The organism is Chryseobacterium sp. SIMBA_038 (assembly GCF_046535115.1).
Classification (GTDB): domain Bacteria; phylum Bacteroidota; class Bacteroidia; order Flavobacteriales; family Weeksellaceae; genus Chryseobacterium.
On the sequence record NZ_JAWRXH010000012.1, the window covers coordinates 64,074 to 87,395 of the forward strand.

17 protein-coding genes are annotated in these 23,322 nt (G+C 34.8%); 7 read left to right on the plus strand and 10 right to left on the minus strand.

From position 1 onward, the window contains the following. Positions 1-15: 15 nt before the first annotated feature. Entirely contained in the window at positions 16-1,236 is a 1,221-nt protein-coding gene (locus SB689_RS22225; RefSeq protein WP_410694258.1) for a TCR/Tet family MFS transporter, read from the minus strand. Between the two features lie 175 nt (positions 1,237-1,411). Next, positions 1,412-4,324 carry a protein translocase subunit SecD gene (secD, locus tag SB689_RS22230; RefSeq protein WP_410694259.1) on the minus strand — a complete coding sequence of 971 codons (2,913 nt, stop codon included), beginning with the start codon at positions 4,322-4,324 and terminating at the stop codon, positions 1,412-1,414. A 217-nt stretch (positions 4,325-4,541) separates the two neighbouring features. Here secD and SB689_RS22235 point away from each other — a divergent pair, with 217 nt between their 5' ends. Continuing rightward, entirely contained in the window at positions 4,542-5,912 is a 1,371-nt protein-coding gene (locus tag SB689_RS22235; protein WP_410694260.1) for a PQQ-dependent sugar dehydrogenase, read from the plus strand. A gap of 72 nt (positions 5,913-5,984) precedes the next feature. Here SB689_RS22235 and hemN read toward each other — a convergent pair whose 3' ends face one another. From hemN to SB689_RS22255, 4 genes are all read right to left on the minus strand, one after another. Beyond that, positions 5,985-7,343, minus strand: coding sequence for an oxygen-independent coproporphyrinogen III oxidase (gene hemN, locus SB689_RS22240; RefSeq protein WP_410694261.1), 1,359 nt, complete (start codon positions 7,341-7,343; stop codon positions 5,985-5,987). Between the two features lie 89 nt (positions 7,344-7,432). Then, positions 7,433-8,344 carry a sialate O-acetylesterase gene (locus SB689_RS22245; RefSeq protein ID WP_410694262.1) on the minus strand — a complete coding sequence of 304 codons (912 nt, stop codon included), beginning with the start codon at positions 8,342-8,344 and terminating at the stop codon, positions 7,433-7,435. A 78-nt stretch (positions 8,345-8,422) separates the two neighbouring features. Continuing rightward, positions 8,423-9,445, minus strand: coding sequence for a WD40/YVTN/BNR-like repeat-containing protein (locus SB689_RS22250; RefSeq protein ID WP_410694263.1), 1,023 nt, complete (start codon positions 9,443-9,445; stop codon positions 8,423-8,425). A gap of 58 nt (positions 9,446-9,503) precedes the next feature. Next, positions 9,504-11,045, minus strand: coding sequence for an APC family permease (locus SB689_RS22255; RefSeq protein WP_410694264.1), 1,542 nt, complete (start codon positions 11,043-11,045; stop codon positions 9,504-9,506). A 165-nt stretch (positions 11,046-11,210) separates the two neighbouring features. On the opposite strand from SB689_RS22255, the gene pnuC reads away from it, so the two are divergent. From pnuC to SB689_RS22280, 5 genes are all read left to right on the plus strand, one after another. Beyond that, entirely contained in the window at positions 11,211-11,888 is a 678-nt protein-coding gene (gene pnuC / locus SB689_RS22260; RefSeq protein ID WP_410694265.1) for a nicotinamide riboside transporter PnuC, read from the plus strand. Then, the gene (locus SB689_RS22265; RefSeq protein ID WP_410694266.1) at positions 11,885-12,544 is read left to right on the plus strand and encodes a hypothetical protein; all 660 of its coding nucleotides are present in this window, start codon (positions 11,885-11,887) and stop codon (positions 12,542-12,544) included. The genes pnuC and SB689_RS22265 overlap by 4 nt, the downstream gene beginning before the upstream one ends. Before the next feature lie 94 nt (positions 12,545-12,638). Next, on the plus strand, positions 12,639-13,406 hold the full coding sequence (gene dapF, locus SB689_RS22270; protein ID WP_410694267.1) for a diaminopimelate epimerase: 768 nt from the start codon (positions 12,639-12,641) through the stop codon (positions 13,404-13,406). Positions 13,407-13,437: 31 nt separating this feature from the next. Continuing rightward, on the plus strand, positions 13,438-14,463 hold the full coding sequence (gene mltG, locus SB689_RS22275; protein WP_410694268.1) for an endolytic transglycosylase MltG: 1,026 nt from the start codon (positions 13,438-13,440) through the stop codon (positions 14,461-14,463). Between the two features lie 167 nt (positions 14,464-14,630). Next, positions 14,631-17,183 (plus strand): TonB-dependent receptor domain-containing protein, encoded by a 2,553-nt coding sequence (locus SB689_RS22280; protein WP_410694269.1) that lies wholly within the window; start codon positions 14,631-14,633, stop codon positions 17,181-17,183. 52 nt (positions 17,184-17,235) lie between these two features. Here SB689_RS22280 and SB689_RS22285 read toward each other — a convergent pair whose 3' ends face one another. The 3 genes from SB689_RS22285 to SB689_RS22295 form a co-directional block, all read right to left on the minus strand. After that, entirely contained in the window at positions 17,236-17,673 is a 438-nt protein-coding gene (locus SB689_RS22285) for an adenylyltransferase/cytidyltransferase family protein (protein WP_066750249.1), read from the minus strand. Between the two features lie 84 nt (positions 17,674-17,757). Then, positions 17,758-18,780: a UDP-glucose 4-epimerase GalE gene (gene galE / locus SB689_RS22290; RefSeq protein WP_410694270.1), complete on the minus strand. Its 1,023-nt coding sequence runs from the start codon at positions 18,778-18,780 to the stop codon at positions 17,758-17,760. A 476-nt stretch (positions 18,781-19,256) separates the two neighbouring features. Then, entirely contained in the window at positions 19,257-20,381 is a 1,125-nt protein-coding gene (locus SB689_RS22295) for a DegT/DnrJ/EryC1/StrS family aminotransferase (protein WP_410694271.1), read from the minus strand. Positions 20,382-20,467: 86 nt separating this feature from the next. Here SB689_RS22295 and SB689_RS22300 point away from each other — a divergent pair, with 86 nt between their 5' ends. After that, a complete protein-coding gene (locus tag SB689_RS22300) occupies positions 20,468-22,081 on the plus strand; it encodes a S8/S53 family peptidase (RefSeq protein ID WP_410694272.1) in 1,614 nt (537 codons plus the stop codon). Between the two features lie 38 nt (positions 22,082-22,119). Here the strand turns inward: SB689_RS22300 and SB689_RS22305 are convergent, their stop codons facing one another. Further along, the gene (locus SB689_RS22305; protein WP_410694273.1) at positions 22,120-23,034 is read right to left on the minus strand and encodes a hypothetical protein; all 915 of its coding nucleotides are present in this window, start codon (positions 23,032-23,034) and stop codon (positions 22,120-22,122) included. Positions 23,035-23,322 lie beyond the last annotated feature (288 nt).

Below are 23,322 nucleotides of genomic sequence, written 5' to 3' on the forward strand. Positions count from 1 at the left end.
TTTATCTAAGTAGTTTTACTTTATTTTATTCTTTTTAAAAGCATAGTAAGTTGCAACTACACTCGCCGTCATCAATAGAAACGCTAAGAAAAATGGTGCTCCTGAGAACTTAAAAGGCGCTTCATCATGGGTAAAATAATAAAACAAATTCGTCATCATTGGAGGACCAACAATAGATGTCGCACTCATTAAACTCGTTAATGCTCCTTGAAGCTCACCCTGTTCATTTGCAGGAACACTTTTCGTGATCACGGACTGAAGAGCTGGACCGCAAATTCCACCTAAACAATAAGGTATTAAGAAAGCAAACATCATCCAGCCTTCTGTAGCAAAAGCAAATAACAACATTCCGAGTGCGTATAATGCTAATCCGTAATAAATACTTTTATGTTCACCTAATCTTGGGGTCGTCCATCGTATTAAAACTCCCTGAACCAATCCGACCAATAATCCGACTACACCAAGGGAAATTCCGACCATTCTTTCTGTCCAACTGAATTTGTACATGGTAAAGAAACTCCAGTTACTTTGTACGGCATGCCCTGCAATATAAATTAAAATTAAGGCAACAATTAATCCTGAAATTTCGGGGTGTTTTCCTAAAAATTTAAATGAACCTACGGGATTTGCACGCTTCCAATCAAATTCTCTACGTTTATCTTTATCTAAACTTTCGGGAAGAATGAAATATCCGTAAAGGAAATTAAGCAAACACAAGCCTGCAGCCGCATAGAAAGGCACTCTTGCTCCATAATGTCCTAAAACACCACCAAGAACAGGTCCGATAATGAAACCTAGTCCAAAAGCTGCTCCAATTAAACCAAAGTTTTTCGCTCGATCTTCATCTGTAGAAATATCCGCGATATAAGCACTTGCCGTTGTGACACTGGCTCCTGTAATCCCTGCAATAATCCGCCCTAAAAAGAGCCACCAAATTGTTGGCGCTAACGCAAGGAAAATATAATCCACTGCAAAGCCGAAAAGGGAGATCAAAATAATTGGTCTTCGTCCATACTTATCACTTAAATTTCCAACAACGGGTGAAAATATAAATTGAGTAAAAGCATATGCAAAACCCAGCCAACCACCATATTTGGCGGCTTCACTTATATCTGCATGAATAAGTTCCTCAATCAATTTGGGAACAACAGGAATGATGATTCCCCATCCTGTAATGTCAATCAACAGCGTTATAAATATAAAGCCTATGGCCGCTTTTTTCCTTGAATTTTCCATAATCCTGCAAAAATAATCAAATTGGGAAAAATAATGGTTCTAAATTATATTAATTAGATGTTAGATCTTAGAAGCTAGATATTAGTTTTAAAATAATAATCATTAAACTGACATATTAATCCACAAAAAAAGCCTTTCAAATTGAAAGGCTTTTTCTTATTTATTGTAGTAATACTTATTTTGAAGCAAGTACTTCTTTAGAAGTAGTCGTTTTTCCGTGTACTTCATCTTCTTTTCCAGATTTAAGGAAGTCATATGCAATTGCCGAAGCAATGAATATGGATGAATAAGTACCGAATCCAATACCGATCAACATTGCAAACATAAATCCTCTTAAGTTATCTCCACCAAAGATGAAGATCGCTAAAATTACAAGGATCGTTGTAAATGAAGTGTTGAACGTTCTACCTAATGTACTAGAAATAGAGTCATCGAATAATCCAGCTAATGTTAAAGCTTTCTTCTCTCTTAAATACTCTCTAATTCTATCGAAGATAATAACGGTATCGTTAATTGAATAACCCAATACTGTAAGAATCGCCGCAACGAAATCCTGATTGATCTCCATGTTGAAAGGCATGTACTTGTGAAGCAATGAATAAGCTCCTAAGATAATAACCGCATCATGGAACAATGCTGCAACAGCACCCAATGAGAATTGCCATTTTCTAAATCTTAATAAGATATATAAGAAAATACCTCCCAATGCAGCTACTACTGCAAGAATACCGTGAGTTTTGATATCATCTGCTACTGTAGGTCCTACTTTTTCAGAAGAAATAATTCCTGCATGTTCTTTATCTGCAGATTTGAAATCATGTAATGTTACATTAGCCGGTAAGCTTGATTTTAAACCTTCATATAATTTCTGTTCTACAGTCTGGTCAGCTTTTAAAGATTCGTCTTCGATAAGATAATCTGTAGAGATCTTTAATTGCATGTCGTTTCCAAAAGTTTTAGCTTCAACAGAAGAGTTTTTACCATCTTCAGTTTTGAAAACTTTTACTAAGTTCTGTTCAACCTCCTCAGCATTTACCGCTTTATCAAATCTTACAACGTAGTTTCTACCACCTGTAAAGTCGATTCCGTATTTAAATCCGTGGATTGCAATTGAAGCAATACAAACAACTGTTAATACAGCAGAAACGATATATGCATATTTTCTTTTCCCGATGAAATCGATCCAAGTATTTCTGAATAGATTTTTCGTTGGAGGAGTCCAAACAGAAAGGTGTTTTCCTTTATTCAATCTTGAGAAGATCATTACTCTTGAAAGTAATACTGAAGTAAAGAATGTCATTAAGATACCAATTCCTAGTGTTAAAGCAAATCCTTTAATAGGACCCGTTCCGAATAAGAATAGTACACCTGCCGTTAATAACGTCGTTAAGTGACCATCAACAATTGCACTTAATGCATGTTTGAAACCATCTTTATAAGCTTCTAAAATGCTCTTCCCTGCAAATAATTCTTCCTTCGTTCTTTCGTAGATAATTACGTTCGTATCCACGGCCATGGCCATTGTAAGAACGATACCCGCGATACCAGGAAGTGTTAATGTAAAGTCTCCAGAATCCATGATTCCGAAAATATAGAATAAGTTAATGATCATTGCAATTACCGCGTACACACCTGCACCACCGTAATAGAAAATGATATAAACGATAATAATCAAGAATGCAATAGCAAATGAAATAACCCCGGCATCAATAGACTCTTGTCCTAATGATGGTCCTACAACAGTAGCCTGAACCACTTTTGCACCTGCAGGTAATTTACCCGCTCCCAGAACGTCAACCAATTCTTTAGCTTCCTCCTGAGAGAAGTTACCAGAGATCTGAGTTCTACCGTTAGGAATTGCGCCTACAACGTTTGGTGCAGTATAAACTCTACCATCCAATGTTACAGCAACCGGTTTACCAACGTTTTTCTCAGTTAAAGTTTTCCATTCTTTAGCACCTTTAGAATCCATCTGCATGTCTACTACTACTCTGCTTAGCTCATCATAGCTAATGCTTGCAGTTTCAACAGCACCGTCTACAGGAGCTTTTTGGTTGATATTACCTCTGATAGCATACAATACTAAACTTTCAGTATCTGTAGCTTCAGGTTTGTACCCCCAAAGGAACTGTGTATATTTAATGTTTGAAGGACGTAAAGACTGTCCTACTTTGCTGTTTAAGATTTTGTTTACAGTAGCTGTATCAGATAATTTTACACTTCCAACAGCACTTTGACCCATAGATTTTCCACCCTGCATCAAATTCATGAAGTTGACATTCTTGGCAACTCCCATAGAATCACCTTTTGCAGCGATCATTGTAGCTAATGTTTGAAAATAAGGATAAACTTCCGGAGCTTGTTGTACTTCCCAGAACTGAAGTTTTGCAGAAGTCTGAAGCATTTTCTTCACTTTATCGATATCCTTCATACCAGGCATTTCAACAGAAATTCTTGCCGTACCAGGTACTCTCTGAACGTTTGGCTGCACTGCACCCATCTTATCGATTCTGGTTCTGATCACCTCAAAAGCTGTACCTACAGAAAGGTCAATTCTTCTCTTAATGATGCTTTTTACCTGCTCATCAGAAGTATTGTATTTAATCTCAGATAAGTTTGTATTTCCGAAAATTTCCGGATCTGCAAGTTTAAGATTTGTTCCTTTTGCTCTGTTTACAGCGTCAAACTGATCGAAGAAATTGTCGATGTAAGATTTTGTTGAACTCTTTTGAGCTTCATCAGTCTTGTTTAAAGCCTCGATAAGAACAGGATTTGTAGAGTAATTTGTAAGATCGTTCACCAAATCTCTTTGGTTGATCTCCAAAAGAACGTTAATCCCACCTTTCAAGTCAAGACCAAGTTTCATTTCCTTGTCTTTGGCTTTAGTGTAATAAAGTTTTGTGAATCCCAGGTTCAGTGTATCTTTAGAAAGCCTTGTAATTTCTTTCTGATACTTTTCCGGATTGTCTCCTGCAACAGCAGTTGCCTGCTTTTCAATTTTGCTGGCGTACCAAGTTGGTAATAGCTCATTTAAGCAAATTAACCCTAGTACAATAGCAACAATTGTAATAAGTCCTTTTCCTTGCATTTTGTTATAACTACGTTAAATTAAGTCGGCAAATATAATGATTTTCTTGATATTTTATGAATTTTTAAGAACAGAAATCGTTTATTTTCAGATATATCGGCTATTTCACTTCTATTTAAGATTTATCAATTTTTATGTTATATTATGATGATATTTTAAATTTGATTGGTACGGAATTTTCATTCACTTAATTCAACACACTAAATATCAAAATATTATGAAAAAACTACTTTTTACGGCAAGTATTTTTTCTTCCTTAATCCTTAATTCTCAAACAATTATTTTGGAAGAATTTGCCACCGGACTTACGGCTCCGGTAGAGATTACAAACGCTAACGACAGTAGGCTATTTGTCGTGCAACAGAACGGAATGATTAAAATTATTCAACCAAACGGGACAATTAATGCCACGAATTTCTTAAATATCAGTTCTAAAATTCTGTATGGCGGAGAAAGAGGACTTTTAGGTTTAGCATTCCACCCACAATACTCGACGAACGGGTATTTTTTTGTGTATTACAACAACACAGCCGGGAACATTATCGTTGCGAGATACACCGTAACTTCAGATGCCAATGTTGCTGATCCTAATTCTGAAAAGATTTTATTGAATATTCCAAAACCGTTTGATAATCACAATGGCGGAAGTATTCATTTTGCACCTGACGGAAATTTATGGATCGTCACGGGAGACGGAGGAAGTGGCGGAGATCCCAATAATAACGCTCAAAACAAAAATTCCTTACTCGGAAAAATGCTGAGAATTGATGTGAATGCAACAGGAGCTTACAATATCCCGACCGGAAATCCTTTTATTGGCTCAGCGGTTGATGGTTTAGACGAAATCTGGGCTTACGGACTTAGAAATGCCTGGAAATGGTCATTCGATCTTACAACAGGAAATGCGGTGATCGCAGATGTTGGACAGGGACAAATTGAAGAAATCAACAGAATACCGCTCACCCAAGCCGGAGTCAATTACGGATGGCGTTGTTATGAAGGAAACACAGCTTACAACACAGCAGGTTGTCAGGCTTCTTCGACAATGACTTTTCCAGTGGCGGTTTATGATCATTCCGGAGGAAGATGTTCTATAACAGGAGGTTACGTTTACAGAGGAACAACCTATCCCACTCTTCAAGGAAAATATATTTTCAGTGATTATTGTACTCCACAGATCGGAATTTTAGATTCTGGAAATTCAATTACGTGGACGACCTCATTTGCTGGAAATAATTTCTCAACTTTTGGAGAAGACAGTCAAAAAGAACTGTATGTTGCTGCAGTAAATAATGGGAAAATCTTTAAAATTAAAACAGATGCTTCTTTATCTACGAATGAAAATAATAATTTGAAGCAAATCAAAGTCTATCCGAATCCTGCTTCTAAAAAAGTTTTCATTGATGGCTTGAAAGATAAAAATATTTCTGCTGAAATTATAAGTTCAGAGGGAAGAAAAGTTCTTGAAAATGCGAAGATCAGCAGTGATAACAGCATTGATATTACTGGAATTCCTGCAGGGGTTTATTATATTAATTTAAAATCCGGTGAGTTGAAATCTTACAGCCAGAAATTGATTATTAAATAAAAATTTGGATAAAATCCAATTAATCCTAAAAATACATCAAAAAAAGCGATTCAAAATTGAATCGCTTTTCTTTTATATCGTCATTGAGAAAATTCTAGTCTCAGGTTTGTTTCTCATCATTCTAAGGTCAAAAACCATCGCTACGTTTCTCGTAAATGCTCTTCCTTTTTCGGTAATTTTTATTTGATTATCATGAATTTCAACCAGCTCGTCTTTTTCCATTTCTTTCAGCATTTCGAATGCATTTTCCAACTCAGGGAAAGAGTTTTGAACATCAAAAGTTGTTTCAAGCTGACACATTAAATTCAAAATATGTCTTCTTACAATCAGATCTTCTTCATTTAAAATATGACCTTTTACCACAGGAATTTCACCTTCTTCAACCTTCTTTTGATATTCTTCAACCGTTTTTACGTTTTGAGCAAAAGCATACCATGAATCAGAAATAGACGACATTCCAAGGCCAACCATCAATTGAGTGTTGCTTGAAGTATATCCCATGAAATTTCTGTGAAGTTTTTTCTGAATTAATGATTGGTATAAATCATCATGTTCCAAAGAAAAATGATCCATTCCCACCTCAATATATCCCAGATCTTCCAATAATTTTTTACCATCTTCGTACAAACGGCGTTTTTCTTCTCCGCTTGGCAGGTCATTTTCGTCGAAACCTCTTTGTCCGACACCCTTCACCCACGGAACGTGTGCGTAAGAATAAAATGCCAAACGATCCGGCTTCAATTCCATTGTTTTACGAATCGTGTATTCCATTGCTTCCCAACTTTGGTGCGGAAGCCCGAAAACCAAATCATGACTGATACCTCTGTAGCCAATTTCTTTAGCCCATTCCGTCACATTTTTCACATTTTCAAAAGGCTGAATTCTGTTGATCGCTTTCTGAACTTTAGGATCGTAATCCTGAACCCCAAAACTCACCCTTCTGAAACCTAGATCATACAAAGTTTGAAGATGATCTTTCGTTGTATTATTTGGGTGACCTTCGAAAGAAAATTCAGGATGTTCTGCAATTTCTACACTTTCAAAGATACCTTCCAATAAAGTTTTTAAATTTTTAGGAGAGAAAAATGTTGGTGTTCCGCCGCCTAAATGAAGTTCTTTTAATTTTGGTTTTTCATTAAAAAGTTCCAAATAAAGCTTCCATTCTTTTAAAACACTTTCTAAATAAGGTGTTTCTACGCTATGTTGTTTTGTAATACGCTTGTGGCACGCGCAAAATGTACACAAAGCCTCACAAAAAGGCAAATGAATGTAAATAGAAATTCCTTCCCCTTCATTACTTTCCTTAAATGACCTTACAACGCTTTCTTTCCATTTTTCAGGTGAAAAAGTGCTCTCGTCCCAATAAGGAACGGTAGGATAAGACGTATAACGAGGTCCCGGAATATTATATTTATCTATTAAAGAATTCATTGAAAATGTAAATTTTAAAATGGCACTCCAAAAGGAATTTCATATTGCAAAATTAAATATAACTTATGAATTTTAAATCATGAATTATATTAGGGTTTCTTTTCGAAATTTATAATGAGTCTAAATACCGCATCCGCAAAATTCTTTCCCAAATCGATGTAACCTGCACTGTCATAGTGCCAAGGATCATTTCCGTAATTATATTTTACCGTTGATCGGATGATCGCCGCATTTTTGTCATTCTTCACAAATTTTTCCTGAGCATATTGCACCAACTCCCCTGTCGGCCAAACTTTCCCGACTTCATTCTTTCCGGAATCTGAGATTTTTCCGATCACAACAGGCAGATCATCGATTAATAAAGTCGCTCTCATTTGATTCATCAATATTTTCAAGTGATCGTAATATTTATCGGCAATTTCTTCTGTGAAACCTGCGTCACTCTCGCCTTGCATCCAAAGAATTCCTGAAGGTATTAATTCATCTTTTTTGCCGTTTCCGTCGATATCTGTTTCTGATAAAGCATTTTTTACGGTTTTTAAAAAGTTATCGTATTGATTGATTCCATTCTTTCCGTTAAAATCTGCATCCCAGCATCCAAAATTGGCGGCTGCAAGACTGTCGATGGAAGTTCCTTCTCTTGCATATTTTATTAAAGCAATTTTATCATTCGGGAAAAGTTCCTTCATTCTTTTTGCAAAAGTAATTTCTAAACCGAATCTGTCTGACAATGTATTTGTTTTTCCATCTGTCTTAAATCCGGTTCCGTGTCCGGGCTTTAAAACATCCCATTGTCCGACTCCTCCATTCAAATCTCCATCCGGAACTGAGTTTCCCTGAAAAATATAAACGTCTTTAAAGTTTTTTAAATCATTCGGAAGATCTTTATTGTAACCGAAACCATTCATATTCGATTGTCCGGCAAGAATGAAAACTCTGATCTTTTGAGTATAAAATAAAGTCGGAATTAATAAAAGAAAGAATATTTTAAAATTTTTCATGCGGAAATTTTAACCAAAATTAAGTTGAAGAAAGTTTTAATGAAAAGTTTTTACAGAGATATGCTCTATATGAAAAATTTAAAATTTTAATTTCAGTAAAGATATTTTATCCTTACCAGCCAAAATAACGGTATTTTCATCAACCCATTTGCAGACAAAAAATCCTTTTTCATCTGAAATTTTATTCCAGGTTTTTCCAAAATCTGAAGAATAACTGATATGTTGATCTCCAATGGAAATAATTTCTTTTCCTTTTGAATTTGGTTTAATTTTTACGCAAGTTGTGTATCCGGCATTTTTTCCGGAAGCCTGAATTTGCCATGTTTTTCCACCATCAATAGTTGTTGCAATGTTATTGGCATTTGCATCTTGTTTTGTATAATCTCCACCAACTGCAACACCGAATTTTTTGCTGCCAAAATCTATCGAATAAATCCCTTGAGAAGACTCCCCTTGAATAAAAGGAGTTTCATAAACATCCCATTTACAAGATATCGCTCTCTTTTTATAAATTCTTGATTTTTTGCCACCAGTGGCAATCCATAACCTTCCTGCATAATTTGAAATATTGGTATTACTGGCAGCAAAAGCTGCTTCTCCTTTTTCTAATTTTGGCCAGTTTTTACAATCACAACTTGTCCATTTTGATCCCCCATCAACTGAAAATGCAAGGTTCAGTTTTTGGGTAGGATCAGGATCACCGAAAGCTATTCCGAATTTATTATAAACCAATAATGCATCATAAAATGCTGTTTTCGTAGTGTCGGTATGCACAATCTTGTATACCAAATCTTTTTTATCAATCTTAAAAAAATAAGCCGGGCTTTCAATATTAATTGCAAAAAATGACTCTTTATTCTGAGCCAAAGTTCTGAATTGAAGTTTCTTTTCTGATAATTTGATCTGTTTTTGATTATTAAAATTCTTTAAATCAACAAAACCAAACTTTGAATCTGTTCCGCTGTACCAGACTTTTCCATCGTAAAGTTCTAAAGCGCGAATGCTTATTTTATCATTTAAAATAGTTGTCAGACTTTCTACTTGTTGAGAAAATGTAAGTATTCCCAAGAATGAAAATAAAAATGGTAAAAGCTTTTTCATATTAGCAAAAATAAAAAATCCACAGAATTCTGTGGATTTTAAGTTGAATATTTTTTAATTAATCTAAGTCTGGTTTTTCTAAAGGCTCCTGTTCAGCTTTAAAAGTTTCTCCATAACCTCCGTTTTGAAGTTTTGAGTTTCTCTTACTGTATAGGAAATAAATAATGAAACCGATAATTAACCAAGCAAAAGAATATAATTTAGCTTCTCTACTCAAGTTAAAAATCAAATAAACATTAATTAAAATACCTAAACAAGCAATCAAAGGTAAAGCCGGAACTTTAAAGTTTCTCTGTAAGTTCGGTTCTTTCACTCTCAATACCCAAACAGCAACACAAACCATCGTGAACGCAAATAGAGTTCCGAAACTTGTCATGTGAGCAAGGTCATTAATTGGTGTTAAAGAAGCAACAACAGAAATTACACCTCCCAAAATAATAAGGTTTTTCGTTGGAACCCCCGTTTTAGGGTTTACTTTTGAGAAAGTAGCAGGGATAAGACCATCTTTAGACATTCCCAAGAAAATTCTTGACTGTCCCATGATCATTACCATTAATACTGAGATCAAACCAACTGTCGCTGCAATCGTAATGATGTAACCAGCCCAAGCATAGCCGGCAATATCAAATGCGTAAGCTACAGGAGCTTTGATAGCATCAGGATATTTACCAAGTGGATTGAAATCTGTATAATGCATCATTCCTGTCAAAACAAGAGATACTAATATGTATAAAAGTGTACAGATAATTAATGAAGTAATAATAGCAAAAGGAACGTCCTTTTTAGGATTAATAGCTTCTCCAGCCTGTGTAGAAACTGCATCAAATCCTACGTAAGCAAAGAAAATAGCAGATGCTCCCGCGACAACTCCGCCTATACCATATGCAGAATGCGAGACTCCGCCTTCCGTAATAGTTGTAGCTTCAGGGATAAAAGGAATCCAGTTTTTAAAAGGATCGGCTGAACCGAAAATAATAAATGCTCCAGCAATAATTACGAAAATAATAGCCGAAACTTTAAGGATAACGATAAAGTTGTTTGCTTTTGCCGCTCCTTTTGTTCCTCTAACTAAAATTGAGATTACAAATAAAACGATAAAAAATGCCGGTAAATTCATTGAAAAACCAGAGTTTCCTGCCGCCCAATACGTTTGTGGATCAGTTGTAAGCCATGCTGGCAAATGTAACCCAAACATTTTGAGAAGTTTTGCAAAATATCCCGACCAGGATACCGCAACGGTCATCGATCCCATTGCATATTCGAGAATCAGTCCCCAACCGATGATCCAGGCGAAGATCTCTCCTACTGTTCCATAAGCGTAAGCGTAAGCCGAACCTTCTACGGGGAGTATTGATGCAAATTCCGCATAACACAAAGCTGCAAATACACAGGCAATACCCGCGATCACGAAAGACAAAGCCAATGCAGGCCCTGCATTATAGTATGCTCCCGTTCCCGTCAGTACAAAAATTCCTCCTCCGATAATTGCTCCGATTCCAATAGCAGTAAGGCTCCATTTTCCAAGAACGCGTTTCAGCTCACTCTTTTTGATATCAGCTTCATAGGCGCTCATCGGTTTTTTAACCCAAATTTTAGACATATTTTATTATTTATTAAAGATTTACGAAAATATAAAAAATTTAGAAATAGTAACGTTTATTGACAAACTTTCGTCATTTATTTTAAATTTAAAAACTTAAAAATCTGATTCACATATAATTTAAGGCATTTTCAGGTGTCTGATTTTTTGTTTATTTTTGACCTCATGAATTTATACGATCTTTTCGTAAAACCGTATGAGAGCTATACTGATTTACAAATTCTGTTAGAAGCCGGCGGAACGGTCTTCGGAATTTTAAGTGTTTATTTTTCCATCAAGAAAAATATTTGGGTATATCCTACCGGTATAGTTTCTACATTAATTTATGTTTACATTCTTTTCAACTTCGGATTATTGGGAGATTGTATGATTAATGTTTATTATACGGCAATGAGTGTTTACGGTTGGGTCTTGTGGGCAAAGAATTCTAAAGATCATATTCATGTTGATGTAACGTGGGCTACCAAAAAAGAATGGATTTTTGCGACCTTTCTTTTCATCATAAGTCTACTTTTAGTTACCATCATATATTATTATAAACCTTACATCGATAATCAGTTTTCAATGGAGGGTACAAACCTAGGTTTATATCATCTTGATTGGGCAAATTGGCTTGATGTTATCACCACTTCAATATTTTTAGTTGGGATGTGGTTTATGGCCAAACAGCGCATTGAGAACTGGATTTTCTGGATCATCGGAGATTTTATTTGTATGCCTATGATGATTTTTAAGGGGCTTGGTATCACTTCGGTTCAATATTTGGTATTTACTATAATGGCGATCCTAGGATACGTCAGTTGGAAAAAAAGTTTTAAAGAAAAAAGTACAATAAAGTCATGAAAAATTTATTAAAAATAACATTCAGTATTTTCGCTATAGCAAGCTTAACATCTTGTCTTGCTTATTCAGACGGATACGCAAACAACGGATACGGAGACCCATACTATAACAACGGAAATTATTACGCTCCACAAGGATATTACGGCGGCGGCGGATATTATGGTAACGATGGATATTATTACAGAAATGATATCAATTATTACTACGACAGCGGTGTTCCTTATTATTATGGAAGTAACAGAAGAAAAGTGTATGTAGAAAGAAGAAATACGACTACTACTTCACAAAGACCTAATAACGGATTCCGAAATAACTCAAACGGTAACAATAACGGAGGCGGATTTAAGAATAACGGAAATAACAACGGAGGATTCCGAAACTCAAATTCCGGAAGCAACCAAAATAGCGGAGGTTTTAGAAATTCTACGCCACCAGCAAATAATGGTAATAATGGAGGTTTCAGAAATAGCACGCCATCAAATAATAATAGTGGCGGATTCAGAAATCAACAACCAACTACTCCGGCACCACAAAATAACAACAGTGGCGGATTTAGAAATGATAACAGCTCGTCAAACAGCAATAGTGGAGGATTTAGAAACAGCACTCCACAAACTACAACTCCAACCAGATCAACCGGAGGCGGATTTAGATAAAACGATTATAAATAAGAAAACGGACAGCTAACACTGTTCGTTTTTTGTTTTAAATATAGTAATTTTGCACGTTTATATTTTAGACAAGAAAAGTATGGAATTTTATAAATATCAAGGCACAGGAAATGATTTTGTAATGATCGATAATCGTGATCTACAGTTTCCTAAAGACAAAAATACAATCGAAAAATTGTGCGACAGACGTTTCGGAATCGGGGCTGACGGTCTTATTTTATTGGAAAATGAAGACGGTTATGATTTTAAAATGGTGTATTATAATTCTGACGGCGGAGAAAGCACCATGTGTGGAAACGGCGGAAGATGTCTTGTAGCCTTTGCTTTTTTCCTTGATATTTTTGAAGATAAGTGCAAATTCATCGCCATTGATGGTAATCATGAAGCTGAAATCCACAATGGAATCATTAAACTAAAAATGATTGATGTAGAAACTGTTTCCAATGACGGAGAAGACGCTGTGATGAATACCGGCTCACCTCATTATGTAAAATATGTGGAGGACTTGGTAAATTACAACGTTTTCGCACAAGGAAATGGCATCAGAAACTCCGAAAATTATAAAGAAAAAGGCATCAATGTAAATTTTGTTGAAAAAATTACCGATGATGAGATCTTTGTAAGAACCTATGAACGAGGCGTTGAGGACGAAACTTTCAGTTGCGGAACAGGAGTTACAGCTTCTGCTTTAACTTTTTTGCAAAAACATAATCTAATCTCTGTAAAAGTTAAAACTTTAGGCGGAAACCTTAAAGTTTATGCTGAAAAAAATGGAGACTCTTTCCAGAATATTTGGTTAGAGGGTCCTGCAAAACAGGTTTTTAGAGGAAAAGTAGATCTTATTTAAAAACAACGAAAACTTTTAATCAATTTTAATAATGAAAAAAGCTATTCTCATTATCATTCTGCTAATTATTGTGATTGCAGGATTTTTTGGTTTTAGATTTTATACTAAATATTACGGAAACAACGTAGAAAAAGACGGATATGTTTTGATCCCTCATAATGCGAGTTTTAAACAAGTATTAGATTCTATTGCTCCCTATATTAAAAATAAAGAATCTTTTGAAGATGTTGCAAAAGATAAAAATCTTGATAAATATTTAAAAGCCGGTCGTTACCACATCCAAAGCGGAACTGGGAACACGAACTTGGTGAATATGATCAAAGCCGGAAATCAGAGTGAGAATACATTTAGAATTGGTGATTTTGGAGATATTTATCAAATGGTTGGTAAAGTAACCAAGAAAACAGAGCTGGACTCTCTACAATTTGTGAATGATTTTAATAAGATCGCCACAGAAAAAGGATATAATAATGCAGAAGATTTGAAAAAATATTTTTTCATTGATACGTATAATTTTTTCTGGACGGTAACTCCAAAAGAGTTCTTTAACAAGTTTGACAGTCAGTATAACGAATTTTGGAACAGCGAAAGAAAAGCTAAAGAGCAACAATCAGGCTTAACAAGAGATCAGATTTATGCTTTGGCTTCTATTGTTTATAAAGAATCGGGAGGTAAGAAGGATGAAATGAAAACGATCGCAGGATTGTATTTAAACCGTTACAGAAAAGGAATGAAACTTCAATCTGATCCAACGGTAATTTATGCCATCAACAAGCAGACAAATTTTAAAGATCCGATAAAAAGAGTTTTATATAAACATTTAACGACCCCATCTCCTTATAATACGTATGCTAATAAAGGAATTCCGCCAGGACCAATTTGTGTTGTAGATAAAAGCTCTGTTGATGCTGTTTTGAATGCAGAAAACAACAACTTTATCTTCATGTGTGCAGATCCTAAAAGATTTGGATATCACAAATTTACAGCGAGTGCGGAAGAGCATGCAATTAATGCAAAAGCGTATCAGGATTGGCTAAATTCAAAAAATATAAAATAAGAAATAAATTTAACTTTATTTTAACAATCTAATAATTAACATTTAGGTTTAAAAAACGACATATACTTTATAAATAATAAACTAACCTTAATATATTGAAATGTATTCAATTAACAATTTCATAATATTAAGAAAGATTTTTCACGATTTTACACAAACAATACCTTATGAATCAGACGGAAATTATCAATATTTTCACAAAAAGAACTTTAGGGCTTACTTTTGTACTATCGGCGGCAGCGTTCGCCTTTGGACAGGAAAAAGCAGGTATTTCAGGAACGGTAGTTAATAAAAGTAACCAACCTGTTCCTTATGCTTCAGTGACTTTCAGTAATAAAGCAAATAAATTATTAAGTGATGCTACGCTTACCGACGAAAAAGGACAGTATAAACTAGACCTTACGCCGGGAAATTACGACATCACGATTGAGGCAATCGATTACAAGAAAAGCCTTATTAATAAGCAGATTTCAGCAGCCGGAAACATCGGAGCATTATCCATTGAACCTGAAAAAAGTGCTACAAATGTTAAAACTCAGGATATTGAAGGAATTGTTTTAACAGCTCCTACAACCAAAGCTTACAAAGTAGAATTAGACAAGAGAACTTATGATCCGTCTCAGGATATTGTGAGTAAGGGAGGGAATCTGCAGGATGTTCTCTCTAATGTACCTTCGGTTTCTGTGGATACTGACGGAACTGTTTCTATGAGAGGTAGTTCTAATGTAAGATTTTTGATTAACGGAAAACCTTCTGCCCTTCTTGGTATTGATGATGGTGCGAATGCTTTACAAAGTATACCGGCTGATCAGATCGAGAAAATTGAAGTAATTACCAATCCGTCTTCAAAATTTGAAGCTTCCGGAACTGCAGGTATTTTAAATATTATTTTAAAGAAAAGTAAGAAAACCGGTTTCAATGGTAGTGTTATAGGAACTTTAGGATATCTTCCTCAAACAAATCTTAACGCCAATCTTAACTGGAGAAAAGGAAACTTTACATGGTTTCTAAATGGTGGTGGAGGATATAGAGAATCAAAAAACACCAGTAGAAATAATGATTATTTCACCAATGCTATATTAGATAAGGATTTGGTACAAAGAAATACCAACTCTGAAACTAAAAGTAAAAATAACAACTATAATGCTTCTGCCGGAATAGTATATGATATAACTGAAAAAACATCGGTAAATGCATCAGGTACGGTAAGAACATTTGACAGTGAAAACTTCGGTAATATTGATTATGGTTACACTCCTTTAAAAAATCCTTTTTATACATCAAACAGAACTACGTTCGGCACAAACAACAATCTTGCTTTTCAGGGTGATTTTGGGTTAGATCATAAATTTGATGACAAAGGGCAAAATCTATCATTATCATTAAGTTTGCAGAGAAGCCGATCATACAATGATACCAATATTGATGATACTATTGATAATTTGAAAGATATCATAAATCAGAATACCATCAACAAATCTGTTATTGGTAAGATTGATTATGAGTTGCCTATTGGTGAAATTTCAAAATTAGAGGCAGGATACAGGATTGATATCAATACAAATGATTACAGCAATGATGTCCGTGAAAGCACTACAACAAAGCCTTTAGATTTCCTTAAGCCCTATACTTATGATGCGACATATAAAGAGACTTTCAATGCTTTTTATCTACAATTTAAAAGTAAAATTGGTAAACTAGCCTATCAAGTGGGAGTAAGAGATGAACTCTCTAATGTAGACATTAATTACCTAAGTCTTGATCCTAAAGTAGATCCTGTTGTTACTACTAAGAATTATAACAATTTATTTCCGAGCGTTTACTTAAGCTATGAATTTGCAAAAGACAATCAGTTTTTATTAAACTATACCAGAAGAATTGACCGCCCAAGATCATTCTTTATGATCCCTAACCCAAATTATAGTGATAATCAAAATATCTTTGACGGAAATATAAATCTAAATCCTTCTTACGTTGACTCTTTTGAATTTGGATATAGCATCTCTAAAAAGAAATTTACGCTAAATCCTACATTATACTACAGACATCAGACTGATGATACAAAAATGTTGGTTTACAACAAACTAGCTGTAGATGAAGATGGAATTCCCCTAGATCCTCAGCGTATAGAATCTCACACAAAACCTATCAATTTAGGTACTGACGACCGTTACGGTTTAGATTTAAACTTCAGCTGGGATGCAACAAGTTGGTTAAAATTCTTAGGAAACGTAGATGCATTTGGATACAACACGAAAGGAAGTAGTCTATATGATACTTTTGACGAAAAGGGAAATCCTATTCAGGCTGTTGCTAATTTTAATGGTAAAGGTTTCTCAACAAGAGCAAGACTTTCTACAACGGTTAAAGTAGATAAAACATTCAGCTTCCAAATACAGGGATCTTATAGAGGAGGTCAGAAAACGGCTTATCAGGATAGAAAAGATATGTATGGAATAAACTTTGGTGCTTCAAAAACAATTTGGAAAGGAGATGGAACTTTAGCATTTAATGTTCAGGATATTTTCAATACCAGAGCTATGAGATCTACAACTTATACAGCAAATAGTGTAAGAGATTCTTACATGCAATGGCAACCAAGACAGTTCTCAGTTTCTTTAACTTATAGATTTAAGCAAGGTGAAAAAGTAGAACAGCCTAAAAAGAAAAAGGATGTTAACGCAAACGCTACAGGCGGAGACGAACAAGGTCCAATGTAAGATAAAATATAATCACAAAAAATCCCGAAATAAAATTTATTTCGGGATTTTTTTATTTTGTAGCTTTTGCCATTTCGGCTTCAAAGATTCTTTTCCTTAAGTCGCTCGAGGAAAACCTGTGATCTCTTTTATTGTAAAAAATTTCGATGCCTTTTTCTTCGCAGTATTTTTTACCTGTGAAATCTTTATCCATATAATCATCACCGATGATTCTTACATCAATTACAAAAGATTTTAGAATATCTTCCAAATCCTGTTCTGTGTAATAAGGGATGATTTCGTCAACCGCATTTACAGCTTTCAACTGAATATAACGCTCAACAATAGTTTGTGTCGGCTTGTTTTTAGTCGGACGGTCGTGAGACGGGTCAATTTGAAGACCAACAATTAGATAATCGCAAACTGTTTTTGCTTCTTCCAGCATTTTGATGTGACCTGCGTGTAGTAAATCGAACGAGGAAAATGTAATGCCTATTCTTTCTGTTTTCATAATGTGTATTTAAAATTTCGCTGAATACGATATTCTAAGGGATTAAATCTAAATTCAGCAAAGTATTTTTAGTTATATATTAAATTAATTATTTCTTGATTCTAAATATTTCTGCCACTCCCAAGTGGTTCTTAAAGCTTCTTTCAAGCTCGTTTCAGACTTCCAGTTGAGTTCTTTTTCGGCTTTGTTCGGATTAGCGTAAGCGATCGTAATATCACCTTCTCTCCTATCACAAATTTTGTACGGTACCTCAACATTATTTGCGGTTTCAAAAGCTTTTACAACCTCCAAAACAGATGATCCTTTTCCTGTTCCTAAGTTATAAATATCAATTGTAGCTTTATCAGACTCTTTGCTCATTAAACTTTTTAAAGCCGCAACATGAGCTTTAGCCAAATCTACAACGTAAATATAATCACGAACCGCTGTTCCGTCTACCGTTGGATAATCATCCCCCCAAACACTTAGTTTTTCACGGATTCCGGCTGCCGTTTGCATAACATAAGGTACCAAATTATTAGGAACTCCAATTGGCAATTCTCCTAATTTTGCAGATGGATGCGCTCCGATTGGATTAAAATACCTCAACAAAGAGATTTTTCTGTTGTAAGCTTTAGCAAAATCGATCAGAATTTCCTCGCCCATTTGCTTGGTCTTGCCATAAACACTTTCAGGCATTTTCAACGGTGTATTTTCGTCAATTGGCATTTCATCCGCTTGGCCATAAACCGTACAAGATGAACTGAAAATAAAATTAGAAATTCCTCTGACTGTAAATTCCTGAAGAATATTAATTAAAGAAAATAAATTATTCTCATAATAATCCACAGGTCTTTCCTGACTTTCTCCAACTGCTTTATATGCCGCAAAATTGATACAACCCTCAATAGAATAAGCATCAAAAACTTGAGTTAAAAGTTCCTTTCTCTTTAAGTCAAAAGGATAAAAATCCGGTTTTTTACCCGTAATTTCCTCAATATTTTTCAAAATAAATTTTTCAGAATTGGATAAATCATCCACGATAACAACTTCAAAGTTATTATTCAAAAGTTCTACAACTGTGTGAGAACCAATATATCCAAGACCTCCCGTTACGAGTATCGCCATTTTTTTAGTAATTATTTTTTTTAATCATTGTGTTTTCCTATATTTTCTATCTCGTTCCCTATTGTACGAGTATGTTTAAAATAATTTATAAATACAACCGGACCTATAACAAATAATATGTTTGAAAATAGATATAAGAATAGATATAATGAATGATTTGTAGTTTTTTGATATTTAACATAAAAAATCAATGCATGAAAAATAATCATTAAGAATAAAGAAATGTTTAAACAAAAAAACATTTTTCCAGATTCTTTAAATATACTTACAAATGTAACAGTTAGTAATGGAAGTATTAAAAAATATAAAACATAAATAGGTACTTTAATTGCAATATACTCTTCTGCTAATCCATAACCTCTTAAAAAAATATTAAACATATTGTATGCGAAAAATATCATCCAGCAAAGGACAAAAATAATTGCAAGAAAATAAGCAAACTTATTTTTAAGTATTCTTTCGTCGTGAAGCATACATTATCCCATAAATTCCAACACAGCATCCGTAATATACTTCAACTGCTCTTCATCCAATTCTGTATGCATCGGAAGAGAAATTACCTGATCCAAAAGTTTATCTGTATTCACAAAATCAGCATCATTACTTTCCTGATAGTAGGCTTTTTGTTTTCTCAAAGCTACAGGATAATAGATCATTGCAGGAATTTCTTTTTCAGTTAAGAATTTTTGAAGATCGTTACGTTTTCCGTTCAAAATTCTCAATGTATATTGGTGAAATACATGAGTAGAGTTTTCTGCTCTTTTCGGAGTTAAAATATTTTCGTTTCCAGCGAAAGCTTCATCATAATAATCAGCAGCTTTTCTTCTTGACTCGTTGTAAGTATCCAAATGAGGAAGTTTTTTTCTTAAAACTGCCGCCTGAATACTGTCCAAACGAGAATTAACTCCAACCTCATCGTGGTAGTATCTTTCGTACATTCCGTGGTTAACGATTCCTCTTAAACGGTGCGCCAAATCATCATTATTAGTGCAAATTGCACCACCATCTCCGTAACATCCAAGGTTTTTCGAAGGGAAGAATGAAGTTGTTCCAACCGTAGACATTGTTCCTGCTTGCTTTACTGTTCCGTCTGAGAAAGTAAATTCTGCACCGATTGCCTGTGCGTTGTCTTCAATGACATATAAATTATGCTCTTCAGCAATTTTTAAAATCTCCTCCATATTCGCACACTGTCCGAAAATATGTACAGGAATGATCGCTTTTGTTTTTGGAGTGATCGCTTTTCTGATCGCTTCTGTTGAAATCGTGAATGTATCGTAATCTACATCTACCAAAACAGATTTAAGTTTAAGCAAATGAATAACTTCCACAGTTGCTGCAAAAGTAAAATCAGCAGTGATAATCTCATCCCCTTCTTTTAGGTCTAAGGCCATCAAAGCAATCTGTAAAGCATCTGTTCCGTTTGCACAAGGAATCACATGATTTACTTCTAAATAAGACTCCAATTCATTCTGGAAAGACTTTACCTCAGGGCCGTTGATGAAGGCCGCCGAATCCATTACATTTAAAACTGCATTATCTACATCATTCTTTATTTTGTAATACTGACTTTGTAAGTCAACCATCTGAATTCTTTTCATAAATAAATATTTGTGTAAAAATAAGGAATTTAAAATCCTGTCAAAAATTTTATTGATTTTGTTTTATCTTTATACAAAATAAATACATGAAAAAATTTTTACTCTTTTGTATCTTAACGGGTTACTCGACCGTTTCTGCACAAACACAGCTTGTTTTTGTTTATTTTAATGATAAACCGAACAAGACTGCATTTTACGCCAATCCGCTATCAGAACTGTCCCAAAAGTCTCTCAACAGACGTACAGCATTAGGAATTTCACTGAATGATCAGGATGCTCCGATTGAACAATCTTACATTCAAAACATTCAGAATCTGGGATTTACCGTTACCGATTATTCGAAATGGCTGAATGGAGTTGCCGTAAATGCTACTCCGGCACAAATCATTACGCTTCAGGCTCAGCCTTATGTTGGCTCGGTGGAAAGTTTTGCCAGAAATTCGTCCGGCGTTCCCAAAACTTCGAATGTTGATAAATGGGCAGATTTTAATTCCAATTATTCAACCAGCAAAACATTAACAACTTTTGATTATGGTTCTGGTTCAGACCAAATTGATCAAATCAATTTAAGGCAGCTTCACCTTGCGGGTTATACAGGAACGGGAGTTACCATTGCCGTGATCGACAGTGGTTTTCCGACAGTGGATACAGGTTCGGCTTACGCAAGATTATGGACCAATAATCAGATCAAAGGCGGATATGATTTTGCTGCAAAAAGTACAGATATTTATAATCCTTCATTAAATCCGCATGGAACCGTAGTTCTTGGAGCAATTGGTGGGTTTATCCAAAATACATTTGTTGGCTCTGCTCCGGATGCTGATTTTTATTTGTACCGAAGTGAAAATGCAACGGTTGAAATTCCTGAGGAGGAAATATACTGGATCGAAGCGGCCGAAGAAGCCGACAGAAAAGGAGTTGATGTTATTACAACTTCATTGGGATATAACGTATTCGACGATTCGAAGTACAATTATACCTATGCCAATATGAACGGAACCACTTCTTTTATCGCAAGAGGTTCTGAAATTGCCGTTAACAAAGGTATTTTTCTTATTACAGCTGCCGGAAACTCCGGGCAAGCGGCGTGGCATTATATCACAACGCCTGCTGACAACGCTAAAGTTTTTTCCATTGGATCAGTTGATTCTGCAGGAGTCTCTTCCGGGTTTTCATCTTATGGCCCCAATTCTGTTGGCGTCGTAAAACCAGATGGAAGTACAAGAGGAAGCGGATCTTTTACTGTTAATAATAATTCGACAACTACGGTTTCCGGAACTTCTATTGCAACGCCTATTGCTGCGGGAGGAGTTGCTTGTTTGGTTCAGGCTTTTCCTACGATGAACAGAGATCTGATGAGAAATAAATTAAGACAAACCGCTTCATTATCTCCAAGTCACACCGATCAAATGGGATTTGGAATTCTAAATTTTGGAAGTTTTTATAACGGAACATTGAATACCTCAGAAATTGTAAAACAAAAACATGTTGCCATTTTCCCAAATCCTGTGAAAAACATCTTGAATATTGCTACAGAAAGCAATGTTCTATCTTTGGAAGTGTATGATAATTTAGGAAGATTGATTACCAAAAATAACAATCAAAAATCTATTAAAGTTGAAGATTTTGCAAAAGGAACTTATTATCTGAAAATTCAGACTAAGGATAAGGTTTATTATGAGAAATTTATAAAAGAATAATTTAAAAAGAGCTGCCTAAGAAATTAAGCAGCTCTTTTTTATTTTTTTAAATGTTTTAAAATCCAATCCAGACATTCCTCGGAATCCATGATGCTCCAGGAGTGTGGATGTCTAAAACCTTCAGGTCGTATTCCTCTGTCATTGACAATCACTAAATCTGCATTTTTATGCCCTTTAAGTTTTAACAAATTGATCATCGCAGTAATGCTGATACAGTTGGTGTCGTACAAATCTCTTCCTCGGTTATTCATCTGCCACATAATTCCAGGCTCGGTATAAATGAGCAACGGAATATTCATTAAATATTTTGCATTTCCACCATCTTTTTCACTGTATAAAAACATAGACTCTTTGATATAATTTTCTTTATTTTTATCAGGATATCCAATGGCGTCGACCATTTCTTTACTGAAATATTTAGCTTCATTAACTGCTGCCTCAGAAAAATTCCTTTCTATATCTCTGTTAAGTTGATAATACATTTTTTCGTAATCAAGTGGCGGGTCTAATGCAAAAACAGCACTTGGTGTAAAATAGGTATTTTTATCTCTTATCGCTATTTCAGCATATTTTATTCCCAACATTCCACCGTAAGAAAGTCCTCCGATTGCAATGTTATCCTTTGAAATTTTATGCTTTTCAACAACGTCTTTTGCAATTCTGTCCAAGAACTTCTGTTCAATAGTCATTGTAAAATTACCGTCTTCAAATCCGGGAAATAAGACGATCAAATTTTTCTCAAAAGCCAGCTCATCCAAATATATCTGATTCATCACTCTTTCCGGTGTTTCTCCTCCACCCGGTAAAACAATGATCATTCCGACAGGTTTTCCTTCGGGTAGAATTTTATAATAAAAATTTTCAGTGTCTTTAAAGGTTATTTTTTCAGGTTTCTGAGAAAATACTTTGGAAAAGAGAAAAATAAAAAGGGTAAGAAAGAATTTACACTTCATCTGTTATTAGTTTTAATTGATAAAAAACTACCCGAAAAATGAGTAGTTGAAATAGGAAACGACGAATCTTATTTTTTATTTTATACTATTTTTTTTTATTTTAAAGGCTTCGACACTGCTCAGCCTGACATTTCTAATACTAAACATTTAGTTTATAGCGTTGTCAGGCTGAGCGGAGCCGAAACCTCTTAAGTATAATTTTGAATCCAATATTTGTCATTCCAGAGGAATCTAAACTCTTATAAAAAAGTATGCGTAGAGATTCCACGCTGCACTTCGTTCCGCTCT

What these genes read in the sequence shown, in the direction of transcription:
- SB689_RS22225 (WP_410694258.1), bottom strand. Translation starts at nt 1,236, where the DNA reads ATGGAAAATTCAAGGAAAAAAGCGGCCATAGGCTTTATATTTATAACG.
- secD (WP_410694259.1), bottom strand. Translation starts at nt 4,324, where the DNA reads ATGCAAGGAAAAGGACTTATTACAATTGTTGCTATTGTACTAGGGTTA.
- SB689_RS22235 (WP_410694260.1), top strand. Translation starts at nt 4,542, where the DNA reads ATGAAAAAACTACTTTTTACGGCAAGTATTTTTTCTTCCTTAATCCTT.
- hemN (WP_410694261.1), bottom strand. Translation starts at nt 7,343, where the DNA reads ATGAATTCTTTAATAGATAAATATAATATTCCGGGACCTCGTTATACG.
- SB689_RS22245 (WP_410694262.1), bottom strand. Translation starts at nt 8,344, where the DNA reads ATGAAAAATTTTAAAATATTCTTTCTTTTATTAATTCCGACTTTATTT.
- SB689_RS22250 (WP_410694263.1), bottom strand. Translation starts at nt 9,445, where the DNA reads ATGAAAAAGCTTTTACCATTTTTATTTTCATTCTTGGGAATACTTACA.
- SB689_RS22255 (WP_410694264.1), bottom strand. Translation starts at nt 11,045, where the DNA reads ATGTCTAAAATTTGGGTTAAAAAACCGATGAGCGCCTATGAAGCTGAT.
- pnuC (WP_410694265.1), top strand. Translation starts at nt 11,211, where the DNA reads ATGAATTTATACGATCTTTTCGTAAAACCGTATGAGAGCTATACTGAT.
- SB689_RS22265 (WP_410694266.1), top strand. Translation starts at nt 11,885, where the DNA reads ATGAAAAATTTATTAAAAATAACATTCAGTATTTTCGCTATAGCAAGC.
- dapF (WP_410694267.1), top strand. Translation starts at nt 12,639, where the DNA reads ATGGAATTTTATAAATATCAAGGCACAGGAAATGATTTTGTAATGATC.
- mltG (WP_410694268.1), top strand. Translation starts at nt 13,438, where the DNA reads ATGAAAAAAGCTATTCTCATTATCATTCTGCTAATTATTGTGATTGCA.
- SB689_RS22280 (WP_410694269.1), top strand. Translation starts at nt 14,631, where the DNA reads ATGAATCAGACGGAAATTATCAATATTTTCACAAAAAGAACTTTAGGG.
- SB689_RS22285 (WP_066750249.1), bottom strand. Translation starts at nt 17,673, where the DNA reads ATGAAAACAGAAAGAATAGGCATTACATTTTCCTCGTTCGATTTACTA.
- galE (WP_410694270.1), bottom strand. Translation starts at nt 18,780, where the DNA reads ATGGCGATACTCGTAACGGGAGGTCTTGGATATATTGGTTCTCACACA.
- SB689_RS22295 (WP_410694271.1), bottom strand. Translation starts at nt 20,381, where the DNA reads ATGAAAAGAATTCAGATGGTTGACTTACAAAGTCAGTATTACAAAATA.
- SB689_RS22300 (WP_410694272.1), top strand. Translation starts at nt 20,468, where the DNA reads ATGAAAAAATTTTTACTCTTTTGTATCTTAACGGGTTACTCGACCGTT.
- SB689_RS22305 (WP_410694273.1), bottom strand. Translation starts at nt 23,034, where the DNA reads ATGAAGTGTAAATTCTTTCTTACCCTTTTTATTTTTCTCTTTTCCAAA.